19 protein-coding genes, 1 other RNA gene and 1 pseudogene are annotated in these 23,584 nt (G+C 63.0%); 10 read left to right on the forward strand and 11 right to left on the reverse strand.

Going from position 1 to position 23,584, the window contains the following annotated elements; all coding sequences use genetic code 11:
- Positions 1–4: 4 nt before the first annotated feature.
- From P0D71_RS07355 to ffs, 8 genes are all read right to left on the reverse strand, one after another.
- The gene (locus tag P0D71_RS07355) at positions 5–829 is read right to left on the reverse strand and encodes an ABC transporter permease (RefSeq protein WP_007182066.1); all 825 of its coding nucleotides are present in this window, start codon (positions 827–829) and stop codon (positions 5–7) included.
- Between the two features lie 86 nt (positions 830–915).
- Positions 916–1,728, reverse strand: coding sequence for an ABC transporter ATP-binding protein (locus tag P0D71_RS07360; RefSeq protein ID WP_091794501.1), 813 nt, complete (start codon positions 1,726–1,728; stop codon positions 916–918).
- A 118-nt stretch (positions 1,729–1,846) separates the two neighbouring features.
- Positions 1,847–2,884 (reverse strand): ABC transporter substrate-binding protein, encoded by a 1,038-nt coding sequence (locus P0D71_RS07365; protein ID WP_091794503.1) that lies wholly within the window; start codon positions 2,882–2,884, stop codon positions 1,847–1,849.
- 66 nt (positions 2,885–2,950) lie between these two features.
- Positions 2,951–4,192 (reverse strand): CaiB/BaiF CoA transferase family protein, encoded by a 1,242-nt coding sequence (locus P0D71_RS07370; protein WP_091794505.1) that lies wholly within the window; start codon positions 4,190–4,192, stop codon positions 2,951–2,953.
- Positions 4,193–4,251: 59 nt separating this feature from the next.
- Positions 4,252–4,848, reverse strand: a complete 597-nt coding sequence (gene recR / locus P0D71_RS07375; protein WP_408343407.1) for a recombination mediator RecR — start codon at positions 4,846–4,848, stop codon at positions 4,252–4,254.
- A gap of 275 nt (positions 4,849–5,123) precedes the next feature.
- A complete protein-coding gene (locus P0D71_RS07380) occupies positions 5,124–5,450 on the reverse strand; it encodes a YbaB/EbfC family nucleoid-associated protein (RefSeq protein ID WP_007182071.1) in 327 nt (108 codons plus the stop codon).
- Positions 5,451–5,517: 67 nt separating this feature from the next.
- Positions 5,518–8,268 (reverse strand): DNA polymerase III subunit gamma/tau, encoded by a 2,751-nt coding sequence (locus P0D71_RS07385; protein ID WP_408479570.1) that lies wholly within the window; start codon positions 8,266–8,268, stop codon positions 5,518–5,520.
- Between the two features lie 242 nt (positions 8,269–8,510).
- An RNA gene (gene ffs / locus P0D71_RS07390) (signal recognition particle sRNA small type) lies at positions 8,511–8,609 on the reverse strand.
- Between the two features lie 464 nt (positions 8,610–9,073).
- On the opposite strand from ffs, the gene trxA reads away from it, so the two are divergent.
- The 8 genes from trxA to P0D71_RS07430 all read left to right on the forward strand — a co-directional run bounded on the left by trxA (position 9,074) and on the right by P0D71_RS07430 (position 18,065).
- On the forward strand, positions 9,074–9,400 hold the full coding sequence (gene trxA, locus P0D71_RS07395) for a thioredoxin TrxA (protein ID WP_006048864.1): 327 nt from the start codon (positions 9,074–9,076) through the stop codon (positions 9,398–9,400).
- Between the two features lie 237 nt (positions 9,401–9,637).
- Positions 9,638–10,906 (forward strand): transcription termination factor Rho, encoded by a 1,269-nt coding sequence (gene rho, locus P0D71_RS07400; RefSeq protein ID WP_006048863.1) that lies wholly within the window; start codon positions 9,638–9,640, stop codon positions 10,904–10,906.
- Between the two features lie 220 nt (positions 10,907–11,126).
- Entirely contained in the window at positions 11,127–11,708 is a 582-nt protein-coding gene (locus tag P0D71_RS07405) for a MerR family transcriptional regulator (RefSeq protein WP_408479571.1), read from the forward strand.
- Positions 11,705–13,261, forward strand: coding sequence for an MFS transporter (locus P0D71_RS07410; protein WP_408479572.1), 1,557 nt, complete (start codon positions 11,705–11,707; stop codon positions 13,259–13,261). Before P0D71_RS07405 ends, P0D71_RS07410 begins: the two co-directional genes overlap by 4 nt.
- Positions 13,262–13,276: 15 nt before the next feature.
- A complete protein-coding gene (locus P0D71_RS07415) occupies positions 13,277–14,110 on the forward strand; it encodes a M90 family metallopeptidase (protein ID WP_408479573.1) in 834 nt (277 codons plus the stop codon).
- A gap of 238 nt (positions 14,111–14,348) precedes the next feature.
- Positions 14,349–14,615, forward strand: coding sequence for a type B 50S ribosomal protein L31 (locus P0D71_RS07420; protein ID WP_007182076.1), 267 nt, complete (start codon positions 14,349–14,351; stop codon positions 14,613–14,615).
- A gap of 310 nt (positions 14,616–14,925) precedes the next feature.
- Positions 14,926–16,683, forward strand: coding sequence for an ArnT family glycosyltransferase (locus tag P0D71_RS07425; protein ID WP_091794520.1), 1,758 nt, complete (start codon positions 14,926–14,928; stop codon positions 16,681–16,683).
- A 2-nt stretch (positions 16,684–16,685) separates the two neighbouring features.
- Positions 16,686–18,065, forward strand: a complete 1,380-nt coding sequence (locus P0D71_RS07430) for an MATE family efflux transporter (RefSeq protein WP_091794523.1) — start codon at positions 16,686–16,688, stop codon at positions 18,063–18,065.
- 189 nt (positions 18,066–18,254) lie between these two features.
- On the opposite strand, the gene P0D71_RS07435 is transcribed toward P0D71_RS07430, so the two are convergent.
- Both P0D71_RS07435 and P0D71_RS07440 read right to left on the reverse strand, forming a co-directional pair.
- Positions 18,255–18,704 carry a carboxymuconolactone decarboxylase family protein gene (locus P0D71_RS07435; protein WP_408479574.1) on the reverse strand — a complete coding sequence of 150 codons (450 nt, stop codon included), beginning with the start codon at positions 18,702–18,704 and terminating at the stop codon, positions 18,255–18,257.
- Positions 18,656–19,150 carry a MerR family transcriptional regulator gene (locus tag P0D71_RS07440; protein ID WP_408479575.1) on the reverse strand — a complete coding sequence of 165 codons (495 nt, stop codon included), beginning with the start codon at positions 19,148–19,150 and terminating at the stop codon, positions 18,656–18,658. The genes P0D71_RS07435 and P0D71_RS07440 overlap by 49 nt, the downstream gene beginning before the upstream one ends.
- A gap of 331 nt (positions 19,151–19,481) precedes the next feature.
- Between P0D71_RS07440 and P0D71_RS07445 the strand changes: the two genes are divergently transcribed.
- Entirely contained in the window at positions 19,482–20,057 is a 576-nt protein-coding gene (locus tag P0D71_RS07445) for a ComEA family DNA-binding protein (protein WP_408479576.1), read from the forward strand.
- A 194-nt stretch (positions 20,058–20,251) separates the two neighbouring features.
- Positions 20,252–20,704, forward strand: a pseudogene (locus P0D71_RS07450) (YidB family protein); the annotation flags it as partial.
- 180 nt (positions 20,705–20,884) lie between these two features.
- Here P0D71_RS07450 and clpB read toward each other — a convergent pair.
- A complete protein-coding gene (gene clpB / locus P0D71_RS07455) occupies positions 20,885–23,482 on the reverse strand; it encodes an ATP-dependent chaperone ClpB (protein WP_408343386.1) in 2,598 nt (865 codons plus the stop codon).
- Between the last annotated feature and the right edge of the window lie 102 nt (positions 23,483–23,584).

Here is a 23,584-nt window from a genome sequence, read left to right on the forward strand (position 1 = left end):
GGAGCTACAGCTTTTCCGTATCGCCCGTCTTGGGCTGCCACTTCATCAAGCGACGCTCGCCCATACCGACGATGGCATCCAGAATCAGCGCGAACGCGGTCAGCACGAGGATCCCGGCAAACACGGTATTGATATCGAACGTGCCTTCCGCCTGCAAAATCAGATAACCGACGCCGCGCGCCGAGCCGAGATACTCCCCCACCACCGAGCCGACGAACGCCAGCCCCACTGAAGTATGCAAGCTGGAAAACACCCAGCTCATCGCACTCGGCAAGTAGACGAAGCGCAGCAACTGCTTGCGGTTCGCGCCGAGCATGCGCGCGTTGGCGAGCACGACCGGACTGACTTCCTTCACGCCCTGATAGACGTTGAAGAACACGATAAAAAACACCAGCGTGACGCCGAGCGCCACCTTGGACCAGATACCGAGGCCAAACCACACACCGAAGATCGGCGCAAGAATCACGCGCGGCATCGAGTTGGCGGCTTTGATATACGGATCGAATAGCGCGCTCGCGAGCGGCGACAACGCGAGCCACAGGCCTACGCCGAGTCCGAGCGCGGTGCCGAGCGTAAACGCGAGCACGGTTTCGACCAGCGTGATCCACAGGTGCAGATAGATCTCGCCGCCCGTGAACCATTCCCAGATCCGCTGCAACACCTTCTGCGGCTCGCCGAAGAAGAACGCCGCTTTGTTCGGGTCGTCGAAATAGAACGCCGGCAACAGCGTGGGACTGGTCAGCACGTACCAGAGCACGAAGCACAGCACGAGCAGCAGCCATTGCCAGATCACCAGATTCGCCCGGTTCGGGCGCAACGTCTTCCACATGACTCGGTTTGCCTTCGACGATTAATGGACACTAACCAGGGACGCCAACCCATGACGCCAATACGTGACGCAATGACGTGACGCGCCTAAACAGCCGTGAGTTGCTGTTGATAGCCCTTGAGCACCTCATCGCGCAGCACGCTCCAGATCTGCGCATGCAATTCGACGAAGCGCGGATGCGCGCGGATTTCCGCCACATCACGCGGACGCGGCAGATCGATCGTGAATTCGCCGATCGGATGCGTGCCCGGCCCCGCGGACAGCACCACCACGCGGTCGGACATGGAGATCGCTTCGTCGAGATCGTGCGTGATGAACAACACCGCTTTGCGTTTGGCCGCCCACAGGTCGAGCAACTCGTTTTCCATCAACTGACGCGTCTGGATATCGAGCGCGGAAAACGGCTCGTCCATCAGGATGATGTCGGGATCGAGAATCAGCGTCTGCGCCATCGCGACGCGCTTGCGCATGCCGCCCGATAGTTGATGCGGATAACGATCGCCGAAACCGCCGAGGCCGACGCGTTTTAACCACTCGTCGGCTTTCACGCGTGCTTCAGCGGGCGGCACGCCATGAAAAGCGAGGCCGGCCATGACGTTGTCGATGGCCGAGCGCCACGGCATCAGCGCGTCGGCCTGGAACATATAACCAGCGCGCCGGTTGATGCCCTGAAGCGGCTCGCCGAACACGCTGACCGTGCCCGACGACGGCCCCAGCAGACCCGCCCCGACATTGAGCAGCGTGGATTTACCGCAGCCGGTCGGGCCGACCACCGAGACGAATTCGCCCGGCGCGATGCGCAAGGTAGTGTCCTTCACCGCGGTGTAGCGCTGCGCGCGATTGTCGCGCGCAGCGAACGTGCAGGTGATGTTGTCGAGCGCCAGTGCGGCAACTGTCATCGTTCAGCTCGCTTCGAAGATCGGATTCGGTGTGTGATCGCGTCATGGCAAACGGGCCCGCGGCGAGCGCGGCGAAGGTGGTGGCCGCCGCCTCGCGGCCCGCTCGCCCTCACCCGGCTCACGCCTTGACGGTGCTCAGCGCTTTCTTGACGAAGTCGTTGGTCCACGTCTTCGACAGATCGATCGGCTTGCCCTGGACGTTCGGGTCGAACGCCTGCAATGTCTTCAGCGAGGTCGCGGGGCCGTCCGCCGGCATCAGGCCGTCGGGCGACATGGCTTCCTTCACGTGCTGCCACGCGTCCAGATACACCGCGCGGTCGCCGAGCAGATAGCCTTCCGGCACCGTGTTGATCAATTCGCTGCCGGTCGCCGTTTGCAGCCACTTGAGCGCGCGCACCATCGCGTTGGTCAGCGCCTGCGTGGTATTGGGATTCTTCGTGATGAAGCTTTGCGACGCATACAGGCAACCCGCCGGCATGTCGCCGCCGAACACGCTGCGCGTATCGGCGAGCGTACGCGTATCCGACACGACGCGAATCTCGCCGGTGCGTTCGAGCTTGGTCATCACCGGGTCGAGATTGGCGAGAGCGTCGATCTGCCCCGACTGCAACGCGGCGATCGCGCCGGCGCCCGCGCCCACGCCGATGAAGGCGACGTCTTTCGCGGTCAGCCCGGCTTTCGCCAACACAAAGCTCGCCATGATCGAGGTCGACGAACCCGGCGCGGTCACGCCGATTTTCTTGCCCTTCAGATCGGCAATCGATTTGTAGTTCGGCATGGTCTTCTTCGAGACCGCCAGCACGATCTGCGGCGCGCGTCCCTGCAGGACGAATTCGCGGAACATCTGTTTTTGCGCCTGCAGCAGCAAGGTGTGCTCGAACGCGCCGGACACCACGTCCGCGCTGCCGCCAACCGCCGCCTTCAACGCCTGCGAGCCGCCGGCGAAGTCGGAAATCTCGACCTCGAGCCCTTCGTCCTTGAAGTAGTTGCGACGCTCGGCGATGGTGAGCGGCAAGTAGTAAAACAGGTTCTTGCCGCCGACCGCGATCGCCACCTTGGTGGTTTCAGGTTTGCCCTGCGCGAAAGCGAGCGGTGTGGCGGCGAGCGAGGCGCCCGCGAGCGCGGCCGTACCGGCGAGAAAGCTTCTCCGTTGCATGGTCTCGAGTCTCCAAACTTTTGTTGTCCGTTGTTTCGGCTTTATTGTTTGCCGCGGCGTGCACACTCAAACTATTTGTTGCGCGTGCAACCTTGCAATGTGGTCAGAATCATAACCTAGCGACTGCAGGACTTCATCGGTATGTTCACCCAGTTCCGGGCCCAGCCAGCGCGTCTCGCCGGGCGTTGCCGAGAGCTTGGGCGTGACCGACGGCAGCGTGATTTCCTGGCCGTCCTGCCACTTGAAGCGCTGGATCATCTGGCGCGCCATGAACTGCGGATCGGTGAACATGTCCGCCACGCTGTAGATGCGGCCCACCGGTACGTCGGCCGCATTCAGCACGGCGAGGGCTTCGTCGATGGTGCGCGTGGCAAGCCACGCGGCGATCGCACCGTCGATTTCCTGGGTGCGCGGCACGCGGCCGTCGTTGTGCGCGAGCGCCGGGTCGTTGGCGAGATCCTCGCGGTCGATTGCGATCATCAGGCGCTTGAAGATCGGATCGCTATTGCCGCCGATCACGATGCTGCCGTCGCGGCACGGATACGTATTGGACGGCACGATACCCGGCAGCGACGCGCCGGTGCGCTCGCGCACCATGCCGTACACGCCGTATTCGGGCACCACGCTCTCCATCATGTTGAAGACGGCCTCGTAGAGCGCGACATCGACCACCTGCCCCTTGCCGCCGTTCACCTGCTTGTGATGCAGCGCCATCAGCGCACCGATCACGCCGTGCAGCGCGGCAATCGAATCGCCGATCGAAATGCCGATACGCGGCGGCGGCAAATCCGGATAGCCGGTGATATGACGCAAGCCGCCCATCGATTCGGCGATTGCGCCGAAGCCAGGCCGGTCGCGATACGGACCGGTCTGGCCGTATCCGGACAGGCGCACCATGACGAGTCCGGGGTTTTCCGCGGACAGCACGTCGTAGCCGAGACCGAGTTTCTCCAGCAAGCCCGGCCGGAAATTTTCGACGACGATATCCGCTTCCTTCGCGAGGCGCCGCACGATCTCCTTGCCCTCTTCGGCCTTCAGATTGATCGTGACGGATTTCTTGTTGCGCGCCTGCACGGCCCACCAGAGCGACGTGCCGCCAACTTCCGGATAGAGTTTGCGCCATTTGCGCAGCGGGTCGCCGCCCTTGGGATCTTCGATCTTGATGACGTCGGCGCCGAATTCGCCGAGAAAGCGCGCGGCGAACGGACCGGCGATCAGCGTGCCCAGTTCCAGCACCTTGACGCCGGCGAGCGGGCCGGTTTTGTTCTGAGGCGCGGCGCTCGCGTTTGATTCAGGGGTGACGCTCATGTGTCTCCTTGGTTCTGGTCCTGGCGCGCGCCGCGTTGCGTTCCCGCCGATGCCTCGGGCTACATCGAGCGGCGGTCGAGCATTGCGCGGGCAATCGTGCCGGCGTCGACATACTCGAGTTCGCCGCCCACCGGCACGCCGCGTGCGAGACGCGTGACGGCGAGTCCGCGCGCCTTGAGCGTCTGCCCGAGGTAATGCGCGGTCGCCTCGCCTTCGTTAGTGAAATTGGTTGCGAGCACGACTTCCTTGACGACGCCATCGGAAGCGCGTTTGACGAGCCGGTCGAAATGAATCTCCTTCGGACCGATGCCGTCGAGCGGACTCAGGCGTCCCATCAGCACGAAATAGAGCCCGCGATAAGTCATGGTCTGCTCGAGCATGATCTGATCGGCGGGTGTCTCGACGACGCACAACAACGTGGGATCGCGCTCCTCGTCGAGACAGACCTCGCAGATCTGCGCTTCGGTGAAGGTGTTGCACTTCTCGCAGTGCTGCAGATGCTCGGTGGCGAACAGCAGCGAGCGGCCGAGTTTTTCGGCGCCGTCGCGGTCGTGCTGCATCAGATGGTACGCCATGCGTTGCGCGGACTTCGGCCCGACACCGGGCAGCGCGCGCAGCGCTTCGACGAGCGCCGACAAGGCGGAGGGTTGTTTCATGCGGATCGGCGTCGAAGTGAGTAGTGCCCGGCTATACGGGTGGCGATACAGGTAATTCGATCGGCTTCAATCATTCCGACGACGGCCCGAACCGGTGCGCGCGAGGTGCATCTCGGCCAGGCCACGGCCAGTTGGATCAAACCGGCACGCGCGCAGTGCGAGCGGCGCTGGCAGCCGCTACAGCACCGACAGCACGCACCGCTCGCGCTTTGTGGCGCGGTTCACGCCGCGGCAATAGCAGCCGCAGCGCGGACACCGCCTTGCGGCGGCGTCGGTCAGAACGGCAGCTTGAAGCCCGGCGGCAGCGGCAGGCCCGAGGTCATGCCGCCCATCTTTTCCTGGGCGGTGGCTTCGGCCTTGCGCACGGCGTCGTTGAATGCAGCGGCGACGAGGTCTTCCAGCATGTCCTTGTCGTCGGCGAGCAGGCTCGGGTCGATCGACACGCGGCGCACGTCGTTCTTGCAGGTCATCGTCACCTTCACGAGACCGGCGCCCGACTGCCCCTCGACTTCGATCAGCGCGAGTTGCTCCTGCATCTTCTTCATGTTTTCCTGCATCTGCTGGGCTTGCTTCATCAGCCCGGCGAGTTGGCCTTTCATCATGGACATGCTCCTTCTTGATAGCGTGAAATTCGGAAATCGGGCGCGTAATGACGTATCGCGCGGCGAATCAGTGGACCGACGGCGCGCCGTTCGAGCCGGCGTCCGGAGTAATCGGGCGGATCGAGCCGGGCACGATGCTCGCGCCGAACTCGCGGATCAGCGACTGCACGAACGGATCGGCACTGATCTCGCGCTCCGCTTCCTGCTGACGCTGCGCGCGCTGGGCGGCGTCATGCGCGGCGGCCGTGCGGCGCGCCGGACCGACTTCGACCAGCACGTCGACAGTCTGGCCGAGCCTGTCGGCGAGCGCGGTTTTCAGTTTGGCGACCTGCGAGGCTTCGGCATACTGCGGCACAGGCACGTTCAGTTTGAGCGTGTTGCCTTCGAGCGCCATCAGTTCGCTGTTGAACGCAAGCTGATACGAAATGCCCTTGAGCGGCAGGTCGACGGCGAGCGCCGGCCAGTCACCCTTGAAGCCCAGCGCATCGAGCGGCACGGCGGGCGGCAGCGGACGTTGATCGACAACCGGCGCCGGCGTGGGCGCGGCACTCACGCGGACGTCGTCCGGGCCGCTGTCGAACACCGGCATGTAACCGTCGTCCGGCAGGCCGTAATAGCCTTCGTCCGCAGCCGTGAGCGGCATGTATTCGTCAGGCGGCATATCGTCCCACGGCGGCACCGACGAGCCGTTCTGCTCGGCGCCACTACGCTGGGCCGGTGACGCGGACGCTGACGGCCGAGCCGCAGGCGCTGCAGGCGCGGCGTCCTGCTGCGGCGCACGGCGCGGCGTGCCCGGCGTCGGCACGGGAACGACCACGCGCGGTGCGGCCGGTTTCGGCGTGGCCGGCGCGGCGGGCTTCGCGGCAGAGGCGGCAGAGGCTCGGCCACGATCCGAGGACACCTTCAAACCGGCGCTGCGCAAGACGTCGAGAGCGGCGCTCGCGCCACCTGCGCGACGTGGCGCGGAGTCGGCTGCGGGCGGCGGCTCTTGCGACGGCGCCGCTGCGGCAGCTTGCTCACTGCGCGCAAGCGCGGCGGCTGCCGGTGCGCTTAGTGAAGACGCGGGTGCTGCGTCATCGAGCGCTGCGGTCGCGGAGACTTCATTCGAAGCTGGTTCGTTAAGGCCCGCATCTGCGGAAAAATCGTTCGAAGCCGCACCGTTGAATCCCGCGCTTGCGGAGACTTCATTCGAAGCCGGATCGCTGAGATCAGTGCCCGCGGAAACGCCATTCGCTACCGGATTGGCGGGCGCGTCGTCCCACGGCGCCAACGCGGGTGCTCGGGCAGTCACTGACGTCGGCGCCGAATTCGATTCGTCAACACCCGCCGCCGACTCGGCAATGACTGCCGGTTCCGCGGCAGGCGATTGCACTGCTGACGTGCCCTGAACGGAATTGGCTGGCGCCGCTTGAATCCCACCAACTGCCGCCCGCGCTTCAACTGGATTATTGGCGTGCTCCGCAGCACGCGTTGCGGATTCGACCGATGCGTGAACCTCAGCGCCCTTGTCAGCCAGCGCAGCGTCGCGAAACTGTGTTTCACGAACGGGCGCGGCAACGTTCAATTGCGCCTCCCGCGAAGCTCCCGGTACGGCGCTCGAAGCCGTGACCGCCGGCGAACCCGACGCGCCGCGTTCAGCGGCCACTGCCGGCGCACCGGTGCGCCTCGCCCCACCCGACCCTGCCTGGCCAGCCGCGCGCGAGCCACCCACCGCCCCACCGCCGCCGCCCGTAGGCGCCGGTTCGAACGCCAGCATGCGCAACAGCGTCATGGTGAAGCCGGCGTATTCGTCGGGAGCGAGACCCAGTTCGCTCCTGCCGATCGTCGCGATCTGATAGAACAACTGCACCTGTTCGGCGCTGAGCGCTTCAGCGAAGCGGCGCAAATCGCTCGCCTCGGGCCACTCGTCCAGCACCGACGACGGAGCGAACTGCGCCCACGCGACCCGATGCAGCAGACTCGCCAGATCCTGCAACGCCGTCGAAAACGACAGGCTGCGCAACGCCATCTCGTCGGCCACCGCGAGGACCGCGGCGCCATCGCCATCGGCAAGCGCGTCGAGCAGACGAATCAGGTAACTCTGATCGAGCGCGCCGAGCATGCCGCGCACCGCTTCTTCATTCACCTGATTGGCCGAATAGGCAATCGCCTGATCGGTCAGCGAGAGCGCGTCGCGCATCGAGCCGTCGGCCGCGCGCGCGAGCAGGCGCAGCGCCTGGGCGTCGTACGGCACCTTCTCTTCGCCGAGAATGTGCTCGAGATGCGAGACGATATGGCCGGCGGGCATCTGCTTCAGATTGAATTGCAGACAGCGCGACAGCACCGTGACCGGAATCTTTTGCGGGTCCGTGGTGGCGAGAATGAACTTGACGTGCGCGGGCGGCTCTTCCAGCGTCTTCAGCATCGCGTTGAAGGCGTGATTGGTGAGCATGTGCACTTCGTCGATCATGTAGACCTTGAAGCGCGCATCCACCGGCGCATACACGGCGCGCTCCAGCAGCGCCGCCATTTCGTCGACGCCGCGATTACTCGCCGCGTCCATCTCCACATAATCGACAAAGCGGCCCTCGTCGATCTCACGGCACGCACGGCACACGCCGCACGGCGTGGAGGTCACGCCGGTTTCGCAATTCAGCGCCTTGGCGAAGATGCGCGACAGCGTGGTTTTGCCGACGCCGCGCGTGCCGGTAAACAGATAGGCATGGTGCAGACGGCCGCCGTCGAGCGCGTGCGTGAGCGCGCGCACCACGTGCTCCTGTCCGACGAGCGAAGCGAAATCCTTCGGCCGCCATTTGCGTGCGAGAACTTGATAGGTCATCCGGAAATTGTATCAGTAACAATGCCGCCCAAAACCGATTCGCGACAGCGCACGAACGCATGCTGCCACTTGATTGAAACTGCCTAATGAACCGATAGAAAAAAATAGACGAGGTGCGCGAAGAATCACCACTCAGCATGGCGGCATGCGTCGGCACTCAGGGTAAAACAGGAGATGGAAAGTTTTGCGGCAGAACCCGCGCAGAACGAACAACTAGAGAACAACGAAAAACAAAAAGGAAGGGTGACGAGCCTGACCCTCGGCACTGGTGGAAAACGGCTGTGGCTGCTTCGTTCCCGACCTGACCAGGTTGACCGCACCTCCATGCGAGGAGGCCCGTCACGAAACATTCTATCACCGCTTGGCCCGTCGCGCGACTGTTAATACGACCAAAGTGCGAATGGCGCGCTGAATCGCAACCTTCGCACCATATATAGACAACGGCGGGCGCAGGTCGAGGCCGGCGCCGACAATGCCACTTGAGTTTGGCGGCCGGGCCACCACATAGGTGGCGTCATGGTTGATGAAACACGGTGGCACTTCATCGGCAGCCGTTGGCCCCGCTGCCCCTGATGAGTACTATCGCCCCCGGCAACGCATAGCGAATTAAGCTAAACTGCCATACGGATGACCCGCGAGAGCGAGCCTTCTGCATATTCCGTAACAGGTGTTCACCGTGCTCACCTTTTCCGGCGTGTGTCGGCAAGGCTTCGATTGCGGCAAAGCGAACGGAAGTTTCCTTAGGTTTAGACGTATCGTGGCGAGCAATTCAGGCGGGCCTCGAACCGATAGAGGTATTCATACAATGAGCGAACAAATCAAGCATATTAGCGACGCATCGTTCGAACAGGACGTCGTGAAATCCGATAAACCCGTGCTGCTCGATTTCTGGGCTGAATGGTGCGGCCCGTGCAAGATGATCGCGCCGATCCTCGACGAAGTCGCGAAGGATTACGCCGATCGCCTGCAAATCGCCAAGATCAACGTCGACGAGCACCAATCGACGCCGGTCAAGTTCGGCGTGCGCGGCATTCCTACGCTGATCCTCTTCAAGAACGGCGCTGTTGCCGCACAGAAAGTCGGCGCATTGTCGAAATCGCAACTCACCGCGTTCCTCGACGGCAACCTGTAAATGCGGCGCATCGGCACGCTCGGGGGCCTCTGAGGCCCGCGGGCGAGTCGCGTTGAGCGTGTTGTCAGCCGGCAACACGCTCAACAAGAAAGATGCCATGCCGTCGCACTGACGGAAATTGGCGTGTGCTATGCTAGAATCCGCAAAACGTCGAAAAGACGTGTAAGTCCTTGAGCGGTTCCGCTCACTCTCCTCCCAGATTTCATTTCGTCGCACCTTCTCCTGCGGGTTCTCCGTATGCATTTATCCGAGCTTAAGACTCTGCACGTGTCCGAATTGATCGAGATGGCCAATGGCCTCGAGATCGAAAGTGCGAACCGCCTGCGCAAGCAGGAATTGATGTTCGCAATTCTAAAAAAACGAGCCAAAACGGGCGACACGATCTTCGGCGACGGCACGCTCGAAGTGCTGCCGGACGGCTTCGGCTTCCTGCGTTCGCCGGAAACCTCGTACCTCGCCAGCACGGATGATATTTACATCAGCCCGTCGCAAATCCGCCGCTTCAACCTGCATACGGGTGACACGATCGAAGGCGAAGTACGCACGCCGAAAGACGGCGAACGCTATTTCGCGCTGGTGAAGGTGGACAAGGTCAACGGCCAGCCGCCGGAAGCCTCGAAGCACAAGATCATGTTCGAAAACCTGACGCCGCTGCACCCGAACAAGGTGCTGCTGCTCGAACGTGAAATGCGTGGCGAGGAAAACGTCACGGGCCGCATCATCGATATGATCGCGCCGATCGGTAAAGGCCAGCGCGGCCTGCTGGTCGCATCGCCGAAGTCGGGTAAGACCGTGATGCTTCAGCACATCGCTCACGCGATCAAGCAGAACCATCCGGATGTCGTGCTGTTCGTGCTGCTGATCGACGAACGCCCGGAAGAAGTGACCGAAATGCAGCGTTCGGTGGCGGGCGAAGTGATCGCCTCCACGTTCGACGAACCGGCTGCCCGTCACGTTCAAGTCGCCGAAATGGTGATCGAAAAAGCCAAGCGCCTCGTCGAAATGAAGAACGACGTGGTGATTCTGCTGGACTCGATCACGCGTCTCGCGCGCGCTTACAACACCGTCGTGCCGGCCTCGGGCAAGGTGCTGACGGGCGGTGTCGACGCCAACGCGCTGCAACGTCCGAAGCGCTTCTTCGGCGCCGCGCGCAATATCGAAGAAGGCGGCTCGCTGACCATCATCGGCACGGCGCTGATCGAAACCGGCAGCCGCATGGACGACGTGATTTACGAAGAATTCAAGGGCACCGGCAACATGGAAGTGCACCTGGAACGTCGCCTTGCTGAAAAGCGCGTTTATCCGTCGATCAACCTGAACAAGTCCGGCACGCGCCGCGAAGAACTGCTGATCAAGCCGGAAGTGCTGCAAAAGATCTGGGTGCTGCGCAAGTTCATTCACGACATGGACGAAGTCGAGTCGATGGAATTCCTGCTCGACAAAATCCGTCAGACGAAGAGCAACTCCGAGTTCTTCGACATGATGCGCCGTGGTGGTGGCAGCTAAAGCCTTGGGGTGATTTAGCCGCACTAGCCGCATCATCTGCATCGCATCAAAAGCCGCTCGCCGCAAACGAGCGGTTTTTTTTCGTCCGCCTTTCGCCGGTCCGGCGCGGCACACTCACCCAACCGGCTCTCGGCCATCAACCCCGCCGAGCCGGCCAACATGTACGTGAACGTACACGTTGAAGTACAATGCCGGCAGTCCATCTTATTCACCGCAAGCCATGTCGAAGGACTCACCCACTCTGCTGACCGTGCGAGACGCCGCCGAACGCCTCGGCGTCACACCGCGTACGCTGAAATACTACGAGGAACGCGGCCTCGTCTCGCCCACGCGCAGCGAGGGCCGCTACCGGCTCTACGACGAGGAAGACCTTAAGCGCTTCGGCCGCATTCTGCGTTTGCGCTCGCTCGGTTTCTCGCTGCACGGCATTACCGAGATGCTCAAGCAACCGCTCGAACCCGTCGACGGTCGCCACCGCTACTCGACCGAATCGCTGCAGCAGATTCACGACGCCATCGCCCAACAGGTTAAAGCGCTCGACGCGCGCATCGAAAGCATGCGGCGCGAACTGAAGGAAGCGCAGAAGCTGCGCGCCGAACTGAGCCCCGACCTCGACTATCTCCGGCGGCGCCTCGCCGGCGAGAATGCCGACGCATTGCTCGAGCAGCGCCGCAACGCACGCGCCAAGGCAAGCGGCACGTCGCACGCAAAGCGCGGCAAGACCCCGGGCCAATCCACGGCGGGCGAATCCTCGCCAGACGACTCCACGCCGGGCGACTCCTCGCCGGGCAAATCCTCATGAGTACGACGTCGTGCCGGACACCGCTGTTCAGTGTCGAGAAACTGCGCGGCGATTTCTTCCCCTGGGTGCTGGCCGTCGTCACCGGCCTCGACTATTTCGACAACTCGATCTTCTCGTTCTTCACCAGCTATATCGCCGGCGGCGTCAATGCATCGCCCGACGAACTCGTCTGGGCGTCGAGCGCCTATGCGGTCGCGGCGGTGCTGGGCATTTTGCAGCAGCAATGGTGGGTTGAGCGTTTCGGCTACCGGCGCTACGTGACCGGCTGCATGCTGTTCTATTGCGCCGGCGCGGTGGCAGCGGCGCTGTGCGAATCGTCGATCGAACTGGCGTTCGCGCGCGGCATGCAGGGCTATTTCATCGGCCCGATGATGGGCACCTGCCGCATCCTGATCCAGATGAGTTTCAAGCCGCAGCAGCGGCCCGCAGCCACCCGCGCGTTCCTCGTGCTGATCGTCCTGAGCAGTGCGCTCGCGCCGCTGATCGGCGGCCAGTTGATCGCGCATTTCGGCTGGCGCGCGCTGTTCGCGTGCACGGCGCCCGTGGGCTTGCTGTTCGCCGTTCTGGCCTTGCTCGCGCTGCCCGACTCCGGCAACCGCCTGCCCGAAGAACGCGGCGCCGCGCATTTCTGGCCGTACCTCATCTTCGCGTTCGCACAAGGCGCCCTGCAGATCGTGATGCAGCAGGTGCGCTTCCAGTTGTTCAGCGCCTCACCCGGGCTGATCCTGCTGACCGTCGCCGGGATCGTCGCGTTGGGCTGGTTCGCCTATCATCAGTGGCACCATCCGGCGCCGCTCGTGCGCCTCCATGCACTGCGCGAGAAGGTGTTCCAGGCCGGGCTCGTGCTCTACATGTTCTACTACTACATCTCGACCGTGTTCGGCTTTCTGATCTCGCGCTTTCTCGAAGGCGGTCTTGGCTATCCAGTCGAAAACACCGGGCAACTGGTCGGCGTGACATCGCTGATTTCGGCGAGCGCCCTGTTCGTCTATCTGCGCTATGCGAAACTGCTGCCGCGCAAGAAGTGGATCATCGTGCCGGGTTTCGCGGTGGCCGCGTTCGCCGCGGCGTGGATGACGCGCATGTCGCCCGGCGTCGGCGAAGCGGCGTTGATCGTCCCGCTGTTGTTGCGCGGCCTGCTGCTGTTGTTCATCGTGCTGCCGGTGGCTAATCTGACTTTCCGAATTTTCGCCATTGAAGAATTCACGCACGGCTACCGGTTGAAAAACATCGTGCGGCAGGTGACGATCTCGTTCGCGACCGCTTCCATGATCATCGTCGAGCAGCATCGGCAGGCGCTGCATGAAACCCGCCTCGCGGAGTTCGTGAATCCGTACAATCCGCTATTCCAGAACTCGCTAGCCGCGCTCACGAGAGGCCTGGCCGCCGCCGGCCGCTCGCCGTCCGAAGCGCACTCGCTGGCCATCGTGGAAATCAGCCGTACGGTCGCGCAACAGGCCAGCTTTCTCGCCTCGCTGGACGGCTTCTATTTCCTCGCCGGCGTGGCGATATGCGGCGGCATTTTCGCCGCGTGGCAAAAACAGATCGACTAAAGGTTGCATCAGGCCATGCTCTCGAAACTCACTCACTGGCTCGGCACACGCCGGCGCGAGCGCGCGTTGCGCGACTACGCGATCGACGACTCGCTCTGGCAAGCCACGCTCGACGGCCTGCCGTTTCTCGCGCATCTCGATGCGCCAGACCTCGTGCGTTTGCGTGAGCTGACGAGCCTGTTCCTTGCGCAAAAGGAATTTTCGACCGCGCACGAACTTGAGCTCACCGACGCAATGACCGTGGCGATCGCCGCCCAGGCGTGCCTGCCGGTACTGAATCTGAGCCTCGATCTGTATCGCGGCTGGGTCGGTGTGATCGTCTATCCGGGCGAATTCGTGATCCGCAAGACCGTCGAGGACGAAGATGGCGTAGTGCACGAGGTCGAGCAGGACGCGAGCGGCGAAGCGTGGGAAGGCGGCCCCGTGGTGTTGTCATGGGAAGACGCGCAGATGACGGACGGCACGGACGCCTACAACGTCGTGATCCACGAATTCGCGCACAAGATCGACATGCTGAACGGCGAGGCGGACGGCCACCCGCCGCTGATGCGCCGCTGGCACGCGCCGCTCGATGCGCAGGCGTGGGCCGACGTATTCGACCATGCGTACGACCACTTCTGCGCAAAAGTCGACGCGGTGCCGGAGCGTCGCTGGGCGAGATTCGAGCGCGATTCGCTGATCGATCCGTATGCGGCGGACCATCCATCGGAATTTTTTGCCGTTTGCAGCGAGGCGCTGTTTGTCAAACCGCAAGCGTTCGAAGCCGAATATCCGGAGCTTTACCGGCTGCTGGCGCGCTACTACCGGCAAGATCCCGCGCGAGTCGGCGTGACGTTCCCTACCGGCTGACCCGCAACGCCCGCCAGACAAGGCCCGGCCGCCGTAGCGCTCCACGGCCGCGATCCGGCAGGAACGCCGCGAAATCAGCGCACACGGCTCGCAAAAGGCTGGCACAAAAGTCGTCAAGCGACTGATTTTCTGGCATAATCGCCGTTTTTCGACCATAGGCAAGTGGCTCGCGCCTAGATGCGGTCCGTTCAAAGACGGTCGCACGCGGGTTGGCTACCGCCAGATTAAAGGAAAGACCATGAAAGAAGGCATTCACCCGGATTACCGCGAAGTTCTGTTCATCGACGTGTCGAACGACTTCAAGTTTGTGACGCGCTCGACCATCCAGACGCGTGAAACCGCCGAATTCGAAGGCAAGACCTACCCGCTCGCCAAGATCGAAGTGTCGTCGGAATCGCATCCGTTCTACACCGGTCAGCAAAAGATCATGGACACGGCAGGCCGCGTCGAGAAGTTCCGCAACAAGTTTGGCTCGCGCGCTACCGGCAAGGTCGCAGCGAAGTAATACCCGCCTCCTCGCCAGTTCAGCCGGCTCGGCCAATTCAGCCGGTCGGGCGAGCAGCGAAGCAGGAGCAAAAAGGGCAGCGCGAGCTGCCCTTTTTTGTCGCCTTGCCGATCTATCGTCAATGGCAGGAAGCGAGCGCGGCGCACTGCCGAACCCGTGTTACCGCTCGTCGAATCACGTTGCGAGCCGTTACCGGCCGTGACGCGCATCGCACGGCACGACTACAATGCCGGATGCTCCAAATTGGCCATTCCAGCCGGACATGCCGTCCGGTCCCGGCTGCACCGCTTATCCGATATCCACACACCGCATGAGACCTGCCGTTCGCCTCACTGCCTCAGCGACCAGTGCGTTGCCGCGCTGGCTGCTGCTGACCATCTGTATCGTCTACGCATCGTTCGGACTGTTCGGCCGCGATCCGTGGAAGAACGAGGATGCAGCCGGCTTCGGCGTCATGTGGACCATGGCGAACGGCAGCGCGCACGACTGGCTTCTGCCGAATCTGGTCGGCAAATATCTCACTGAAGACGGCCCGCTCGGCTACTGGTTCGGCGCCAGTGCGATCCGCGTGCTTGCGCCGTGGGTCGATGCGAGCAACGCCTCGCGCGTCTTTACCGGCCTGCTGTTTTGCGCGGGCTGCGCGTTTGTCTGGTATGCGGCTTACCTGCTCGGCCGGCGCGCCGAAGTTCAGCCATTCAAATACGCATTCGGCGGCGAGCCAGAACCGCGCGACTACGGCCGCACCCTCGCCGACGGCGCACTGCTGATTCTGCTCGCCTGCTTCGGTCTCGCCGAGCGCGGCCATGAAACCACGCCGCAGCTCGCGCAGTTCTGCGGCATCGCGATGCTCGTGTACGGGCTCGTGCGCATGATCGACAAGCCGATTCAAGGCGCGCTGATCTGGGGTCTCGCCATCGCGTTCGTCACCCTGGCCAGCAGCCCGGTGCTGGTCGGCGCGCTGCTGCTCGGCACGCTGGCGATGACCCTGATCGTGCGCGAAACGCGCTCGCGCTGGCTGCTGCTGGCGGGCCTGCCGGTGGCGCTCGTGCTGTCGGCGGCATGGCCGGTCGCCGCGCTCGCCACCTTCCCCGACGACGCCGTCTGGTATCTCAATCAGTGGGTGCACGTCAGCCTGAGTTCGTTCGCCGGGCCGCCGGGCTCGGTCGCCGGCTACGCGCTGAAAAACCTGCCGCTCTTCACGTGGCCGGCGTGGCCGCTGGCACTCTGGGCGTGGTTCAGCTGGTCCGGACTGCGCCGCGCGCCGCATGTGGCGATTCCGCTTTCGGTGATCGGGCCGCTGTTCGTGCTGGTCGTTCTGCAAAGCCACCAGTCGAACCGGCTTTACATGCTGCTGCTGCCGCCGCTCGCCGTGCTGGCCGCGTTCGCGCTGCCCACACTCAAGCGCGGTGCGATCAACGCGATCGACTGGTTCGCCCTCCTGAGCTTCACGATTCTCGGCAGCTTCGTGTGGCTGGTTTATATCGCGGGACTGACCGGTTTTCCGCATCCGCTCGCGCGCAACCTCGCGCGTCTCGCGCCGGGCTTCGCGCCGCAGTTCAAGATTCTGTCGTTTGTGTGCGCGGTCGCCGTGACAGTCTGCTGGTTCGTGCTGGTGCAATGGCGTCTTGCCCGTCACCCGAAAGTGTTGTGGCGCAGCGTGGTGCTCTCGAGCGCCGGCACCACCTTGATGTGGGTGCTGCTCATGACGCTGTGGCTGCCGGTCGTCAACTACAGCCGGACCTATAAAGACGTTGCCGAACAGATCTCCGCCCATCTGCCGGACGACTACACCTGCATTTCGCCGGTGCGCCTCGGCAATGCGCAGATCGCGACCTTTGCCTACTTCGGCGATATGCATTTTTCCTTCGACCAGGACTGCGACGTGATCCTGCGCCAGGATACGCAGGACTACGGCGAACCGAGCGCGATGTCCGACTTCGTCTGGAAGCTGGTGTGGGAAGGCCGCCGCGTGGCCGACCGCGACGAGCGCTTCCGCCTGTACGTGCGCATCGACCGTCCGAAGCCGCCAGTCGTCAAACGCCGTAACTGGCACAAGAAGTCCAACTGAGCATGCTCGCCGATGTACGGAAAATCGCCGCATTAGCATGGCCGGTCCTGATCGGCCAACTCGCGATTATCGCGTTCGGTGTGATCGACACGGCGATGGTCGGCCGTTTCTCGGCAGTCGATCTGGCCGCGCTCGGCCTCGGTTCATCGATCTATATTTCCGTCTACATCGGCCTGACGGGTATTCTCACCGCACTGCAGCCGATTACCGCGCAACTCTACGGCGCGCGCCGCTACAGCGAAATCGGCGAGGAAGTTCGCCAGGCTCTGTGGCTCGCGCTGGCGCTGACCGTGATCGGTTTCCTGATTCTGTTTTTTCCCGGCCCGGTGCTGCAACTGGCGCGCGTGCCCGACGCGTTGCACGACCGCACGGTCGCCTATCTGCGGATTCTGGCCTTCGGCTTGCCGGCCGGTCTCGCTTTTCGTGTCTACAGTTCGGTCACCAATGCGGTCGGCAAGCCGCGGCTCGTGATGATCCTGCAAATCGGCGCGCTGTTGCTCAAGGTGCCGCTCAATACGTGGTTCATCTTCGGCGGGTTGGGCGTCCCGGCGCTGGGCGGCCCCGGATGCGCGCTCGCCAGCACCTTGATCAACTGGGCGCTTGCCGTGCTCGGAATGATCCTGCTGACGCGCGTCGATGTATTCACGCCGTTCGCCATCTTCTCGCGCTTCTGCTGGCCGGTCTGGCGGCGCCAGGCGGCGCAACTGCGGCTAGGCATTCCGATGGGCCTGTCGTACCTGATCGAAGTCACCTCTTACACGTTCATGGCGCTCTTCATCGCGCGCTTCGGCACGACGACGCTCGCCGGCCACCAGATCGCCGGCAATATCGGCGCGGTGCTGTACATGACGCCACTGTCGATCGGCATTGCTTCGTCGACGCTGGTCGCGCAGGCTCTCGGCGCTCATCGCCCGGAAGCGGCGCGCACGCTGTCGCGTCACGGCATCATGATGGCCGTGGCGATCGCCTGCTGTTACGGCGCGATCGTACTGGCGCTGCGGCCTTATATCATCGAAGGCTATACGCCGAATGCGCAGGTCGTGGCCGCGGCGTTGCCGCTGGTGTTGATCGTCGCGTGCTATCACGTGTTCGATGCTTTGCAGATCACCACCGCGTTCGTGCTGCGCGCCTACAAAGTGGCGGTCGTGCCGACCGTGATCTACGCGGTAGCGCTGTGGGGCGTCGGGCTCGGTGGCGGCTATGCGCTCGGCTTCAACGTGACCGGCACAATGCCGGAATGGCTGACTGGCGCGCGCGGCTTCTGGGTGGCGAATACGCTGAGCCTGGCGATTGCCGGCATTGGCTTGCTGATTTACTGGCGGGTCGTGAGCAAACGGCATTTGCATGCCGATGCGGCGCTTCGGGTCGATTCGGCCGCATGACAGGGCGCTCGCAGGCCGTAAGATCGCGAGGCTTCTCGCTGCTGAACCTGCAGCGCACTGGTCGACCGCAAACGCGCTGTTGGGCGGGTTATCAATAATTGACTGTTAGTTGCGTTGTCAGCACAAGAAAACGGCTGCGCAAAGCAGCCGCCTGCCCTACCCTTGGCATCGCCGCCCGCAGGCGCGACTTCAACCAGCGAGCGCGTCTGCCTCCATCGCCTGCCCCGCCCTCACAGATTGCGCGTTATTCACCGCCTGATCATGCCGCTCGAAAATCTCATGCGCGGCGAACAGCGCATTCAGCGCCGCCGGAAAGCCCGCATAAAGCGCCATCTGCATGAACACCTCGACTATCTCCTCGCGCGTGCAGCCGACGTTCAACGCCGCCTCGATATGCACCTTCAACTGCGGCTGCGCGCAGCCTAGCGTGGCGAGCGACGCAATCGTCGCGATCTCTCGCGCGCGCAGATCGAGTTGCGGGCGGCTGTAAATATCGCCGAAGCCGAATTCGATCAGCAGACGCCCGAAATCCGGCGCGATCGGCGCGAGCGCGGCGATCACCTGCTCGCCGGCCGAGCCGTCGATTTCCTTCAGTTTGTCCCAGCCTCGGGTGTAGCGGTCGTTGTGTGCGTGGTCCATGGTGAGTCCTCTTCCGAATGTGAATGCGAGTGGGTTTCGCCGGTCTGTCGTGTCGAGCGATCCACGGCGCATGCGCGCCCCGCCGCCTCGTAGTACGCAATCTTGTCGACGATCGCGCCGAGATTGACCTGCAACTCGGCGATCCGCGCCAAAACCGCATCCCGATGCGCCACCAGCATGTCACGGCGCGCGTCCACCGTCGGCTGACCTTGCGCGCGCAGCGCCGCGAACGCCTGCATGCCGGCTATCGGCATGCCGGTCGCCTTGAGCCGCATCACAAACAGCAGCCAGTCGAGATCGGCTGGCGAATACAGGCGATGCCCCGCCTGCGTGCGCCCGACAGCGCGAATCAGGCCCGCCTGTTCGTAGTAGCGCAGCGTATGCGTCGAGACGCCGATCGTTTCAGCGACCTGCCCGATGGTGAGTGCTTTCGAGATATTCGACATGACGGAACTCAGGTTAGGACTTCGAGTGCACTCTAAGTCAAGCGCGGCATGCTGTCATTTGTCTGCGCTGTCATTTTTTTATGGCGTGTGGATTTGATCGATAAACTCACCAGAGCCTAATCACTAGGCAAAAGGTTTAAATCTCGTTCACATTGATTTCCTTGTCATCAATCGATCGGTATAAATCGTCCGCGTTCGCAAATAAGGGCGCGCAATTTGTTCTATGCTTAAGCGCAGCGCGTGCTACACAACGCGTCGTCCCCAGTCGTTACGAGTTGTCTCGAGTTGTCCCTTAGTGGCTAACTTTTTTGCCCTCAATGGAGTGCTTGCCATGCTGAAGAAGCTTTTAATGCTTTGCCTTGCTTTGGCTTTGTCGCTGTCGGCCGGTTTTGCGGCGGCCGTCGAAGTGAACTCCGCCGATCAGGCGGCGCTCGAATCGGTCAAGGGTATCGGCCCGGTGCATGCGAAAGCGATCATCGACGAACGCACCAAGAACGGCCCGTTCAAGGACGCCGATGATCTCGCCACGCGCGTCAAAGGCATCGGCACCAAATCGGTGACCAACCTCGAAGCGGCCGGCCTGACGATCAACGGCTCGTCCACCCCGCCGAGCGGCGCCAAACCCGCCAGCAAGGCGGGCAGCACCGCCACAAGCAAGGCAGCGCCGGCCGCCACTACCGCGGCGCCAGCCACGGCCGCGACCACGACGCCCGCCGCACCAGCGGACGCTTCGGGTGCGAAGGCGTCCAAGTCGAAGAAGAAGAGCAAGGCCGAGGCGGCAGCGGCTTCCGCGCCGGCCACCGCGAGCGCGGCGGCGCCGGCTGACGCTTCCGACGCCAAGGCCTCGAAGAAGAAAGCGAAGAAGAGCAAGGCCGCATCGGCTGCGGCGGCCTCGGGTGGTGCCTGAACAGAACAGTTCGCGGACCGGACGCGCATGAGACGGAGTACGAAACAGGATTGAGCGTCGGCGGCGTAACAGGCTGAGTGCTTCGCGCGTGATCTCGTGCGACGAACCCACCGGCCCGTCCCGCCGCCTCCCGCCTTCCTTCCACGGCGCCGCGCAAACGCGCGGCGTTTTCACCCGCCGACCCGTCAAGCGCGTGTCGGCATTCAAGAGAGACCGTCATGAGCCTACTCGACACACTCGGTTCCCTGGTTGGCAAATCCCCCGAAGGCGGTGGCCAGCAAGCGCTGGTTGCTGCCGCACTCGAATTCGTGAATAACCAGCCGGGCGGCCTGAACGGCCTGATCGACCGTTTCAAGGAAAAAGGCCTCGGCGACGTGGTTGCCTCCTGGGTCAGCAACGGCGAGAACCAGCCGATCGCGGCCGATGCGCTGCACAGCGTGCTCGGCTCCGAGACCGTCACCAACCTCGCGGCAAAAGCCGGCGTGCAGCCGGATCAGGTCACCGGCCTGCTGTCGCAGATTCTGCCGCACGTCGTCAACGCGGCCACGCCGGAAGGCGAAGTGCCGGCCGAGGGCAAACTGAACGCCACCACTGTGCTCGGCGCGCTCGGCGGCCTGTCGGCGCTGTTCGGCAAGGGCAACGCTTAACCGCTGCTTAAACACACAGGCGTAAGCGCGCGGCCGCGCCACGCCACGCCAAGCAAGGCCGCCAGCGAAGTGCGGCAGCGGGCAAAAAAAACGGCAACGAAGGTAACTTCGTTGCCGTTTTTTACTTCGACGGGAGCAGCTCTACCGCTGCCGCTCCGCCGTTCACAGAGCGCGTCTCGTTTAGTGCACGACCCGTTCGAACACCAATTTGCCGTCTTCCAGTTCGACCGGAATCACATCTTTCGGACCGAACTTGCCAGCCAGAATCAGCTTGGCGACCGGGTTTTCGATCTCCTGCTGGATGGCACGCTTCAGCGGCCGTGCACCGAACAGCGGATCGTAGCCGACCTTGCCCACGTGCTCGAGCGCCGCGTCCGACACCACCAGTTGCATGTCGAGCTTGGCAAGCCGCTCGTGCAGACGCTGCAACTGGATCCGCGCGATCGACTGGATGTTCGAACGGTCGAGCGCATGGAACACCACGACGTCGTCGATCCGGTTCAGGAACTCGGGGCGGAAGTGCAGTTTCACTTCTTCCCAGACCGCGTCCTTCACCGCTTCCTGCGGCTCGCCGACCATCGACTGGATCACCTGCGAACCGAGGTTCGACGTCATCACGATCACCGTGTTCTTGAAGTCCACGGTACGGCCCTGTCCATCAGTCATACGGCCGTCGTCGAGCACTTGCAGCAGCACGTTGAACACGTCCGGATGCGCCTTCTCGATTTCGTCGAGCAGGATCACGCTATACGGCTTGCGACGCACGGCTTCGGTCAGATAGCCGCCCTCTTCGTAGCCGACGTATCCCGGCGGCGCACCGATCAAACGTGCGACGCTGTGCTTCTCCATGAATTCGCTCATATCGATACGGATCAGATGATCTTCCGAATCGAACAGGAACGACGCAAGCGCCTTGCACAGTTCGGTCTTGCCCACACCGGTCGGGCCGAGGAACAGGAACGAACCATACGGCCGGTTCGGATCCGACAGACCCGCGCGCGAGCGGCGGATCGCGTCGGCCACCGCGCTGATCGCCTCGTCCTGGCCGACCACGCGCGCGTGCAGTTTCTCTTCGATCTGCAGCAGCTTTTCACGCTCGCCCTGCATCATGCGCGACACGGGAATGCCAGTGGAACGCGACACGACTTCAGCGATTTCTTCCGCACCGACCTGCGTGCGCAGCAAACGCGGACGCGTCGGATTGTTCTGCTCTTTCGCCTCGGCCTGCGTCACTTCCTTCAACTGCGCTTCGAGACCCGGCAGCTTGCCGTACTGCAACTCGGCGACCTTCTCCAGCTTGCCTTCGCGTTGCAGGCGCGTGATTTCCGCGCGGGTTTTTTCGATCTCTTCCTTCAATTGAGCGCTGCCCTGCACCGCGGCTTTTTCCGCCGTCCAGATTTCTTCGAGGTCCGAATATTCGCGATCCAGCCGCTCGATTTCCTCTTCGATCAGTTGCAGGCGCTTTTGCGACGCTTCGTCTTTTTCCTTCTTGACGGCTTCGCGCTCGATCTTCAACTGGATCAAACGACGGTCGAGCCGGTCCATCTCTTCCGGCTTCGAGTCGATTTCCATCTTGATCTTCGAAGCGGCTTCGTCGATCAGGTCGATGGCCTTGTCCGGCAGGAACCGATCCGTGATGTAACGATGCGACAGTTCAGCCGCCGCGACGATCGCCGGGTCGGTGATATCCACGCCGTGGTGCAGTTCGTACTTTTCCTGCAGACCGCGCAGGATTGCGATGGTGGCTTCCACCGTCGGCTCGTCGACCAGCACCTTCTGGAAGCGGCGTTCGAGCGCGGCATCCTTTTCGATGTACTTGCGGTATTCGTCGAGCGTGGTCGCGCCGACGCAATGCAGTTCGCCGCGCGAGAGCGCCGGCTTCAGCATGTTGCCCGCGTCCATCGCGCCTTCGGCCTTGCCCGCGCCGACCATGGTGTGGATTTCGTCGATGAAGACAATGGTCTGGCCTTCGTCTTTCGCGATGTCGTTCAGCACGGCCTTCAAACGCTCTTCAAACTCACCGCGATACTTGGCGCCGGCCAGCAACGCCGCCATATCGAGTGACAGCACGCGCTTGCCCTTGAGCGTTTCCGGCACTTCGCCGTTGACGATGCGCTGCGCCAGACCTTCGACGATCGCGGTCTTACCCACGCCCGGTTCGCCGATCAGCACGGGGTTGTTCTTGGTACGACGCTGCAGGATCTGGATCGAACGACGAATTTCGTCGTCACGGCCGATCACCGGGTCGAGCTTGCCGGCCCGCGCGCGCTCGGTCAGGTCCACGGTGTATTTCTTCAGCGCTTCACGCTGGCTTTCGGCGTCCTGGCTATGCACCTGCGAGCCGCCGCGCACGGCGGCAATCGCGCTTTCCAGCGACTTGCGCGACAAGCCGTGCTGACGCGCGAGACGGCCGGCCTCGCCTTTGTCGTCCGCGACGGCGAGCAGGAACATCTCGCTCGCGATGAACGTGTCGTTGAGTTTTTGCGCTTCCTTATCGGCCTGGTTCAGCAAGCCGGTCAGCTCGCGGCCGATCTGCACGTTGCCGTCGGTGCCCTGCACTTGCGGCAGACGCGTGATCGCGTCGGCGAGCGCCGTTTGCAGCGCCTGCACATGCACGCCGGCACGCGAGAGCAGCGAGCGTGCCGAACCATCCTGCTGCGCGACGAGCGCCGACAGGACGTGAACCGGTTCGATGTATTGATTGTCGTGGCCGACGGCCAGACTCTGCGCATCCGCCAGGGCTTCCTGGAATTTAGTGGTAAGTTTGTCGATTCTCATCAAGAGACCTCCAATTTCGATTACCACCAAAATGAGGCGTTTTATCCAGGTTTCAAGCGCTTTTTTGCATCAGACAGCGAATATTTAACGTTTGGACGCAAA

This window comes from Paraburkholderia sp. RL17-383-BIF-A, assembly GCF_046028015.1.
Lineage (GTDB): Bacteria > Pseudomonadota > Gammaproteobacteria > Burkholderiales > Burkholderiaceae > Paraburkholderia.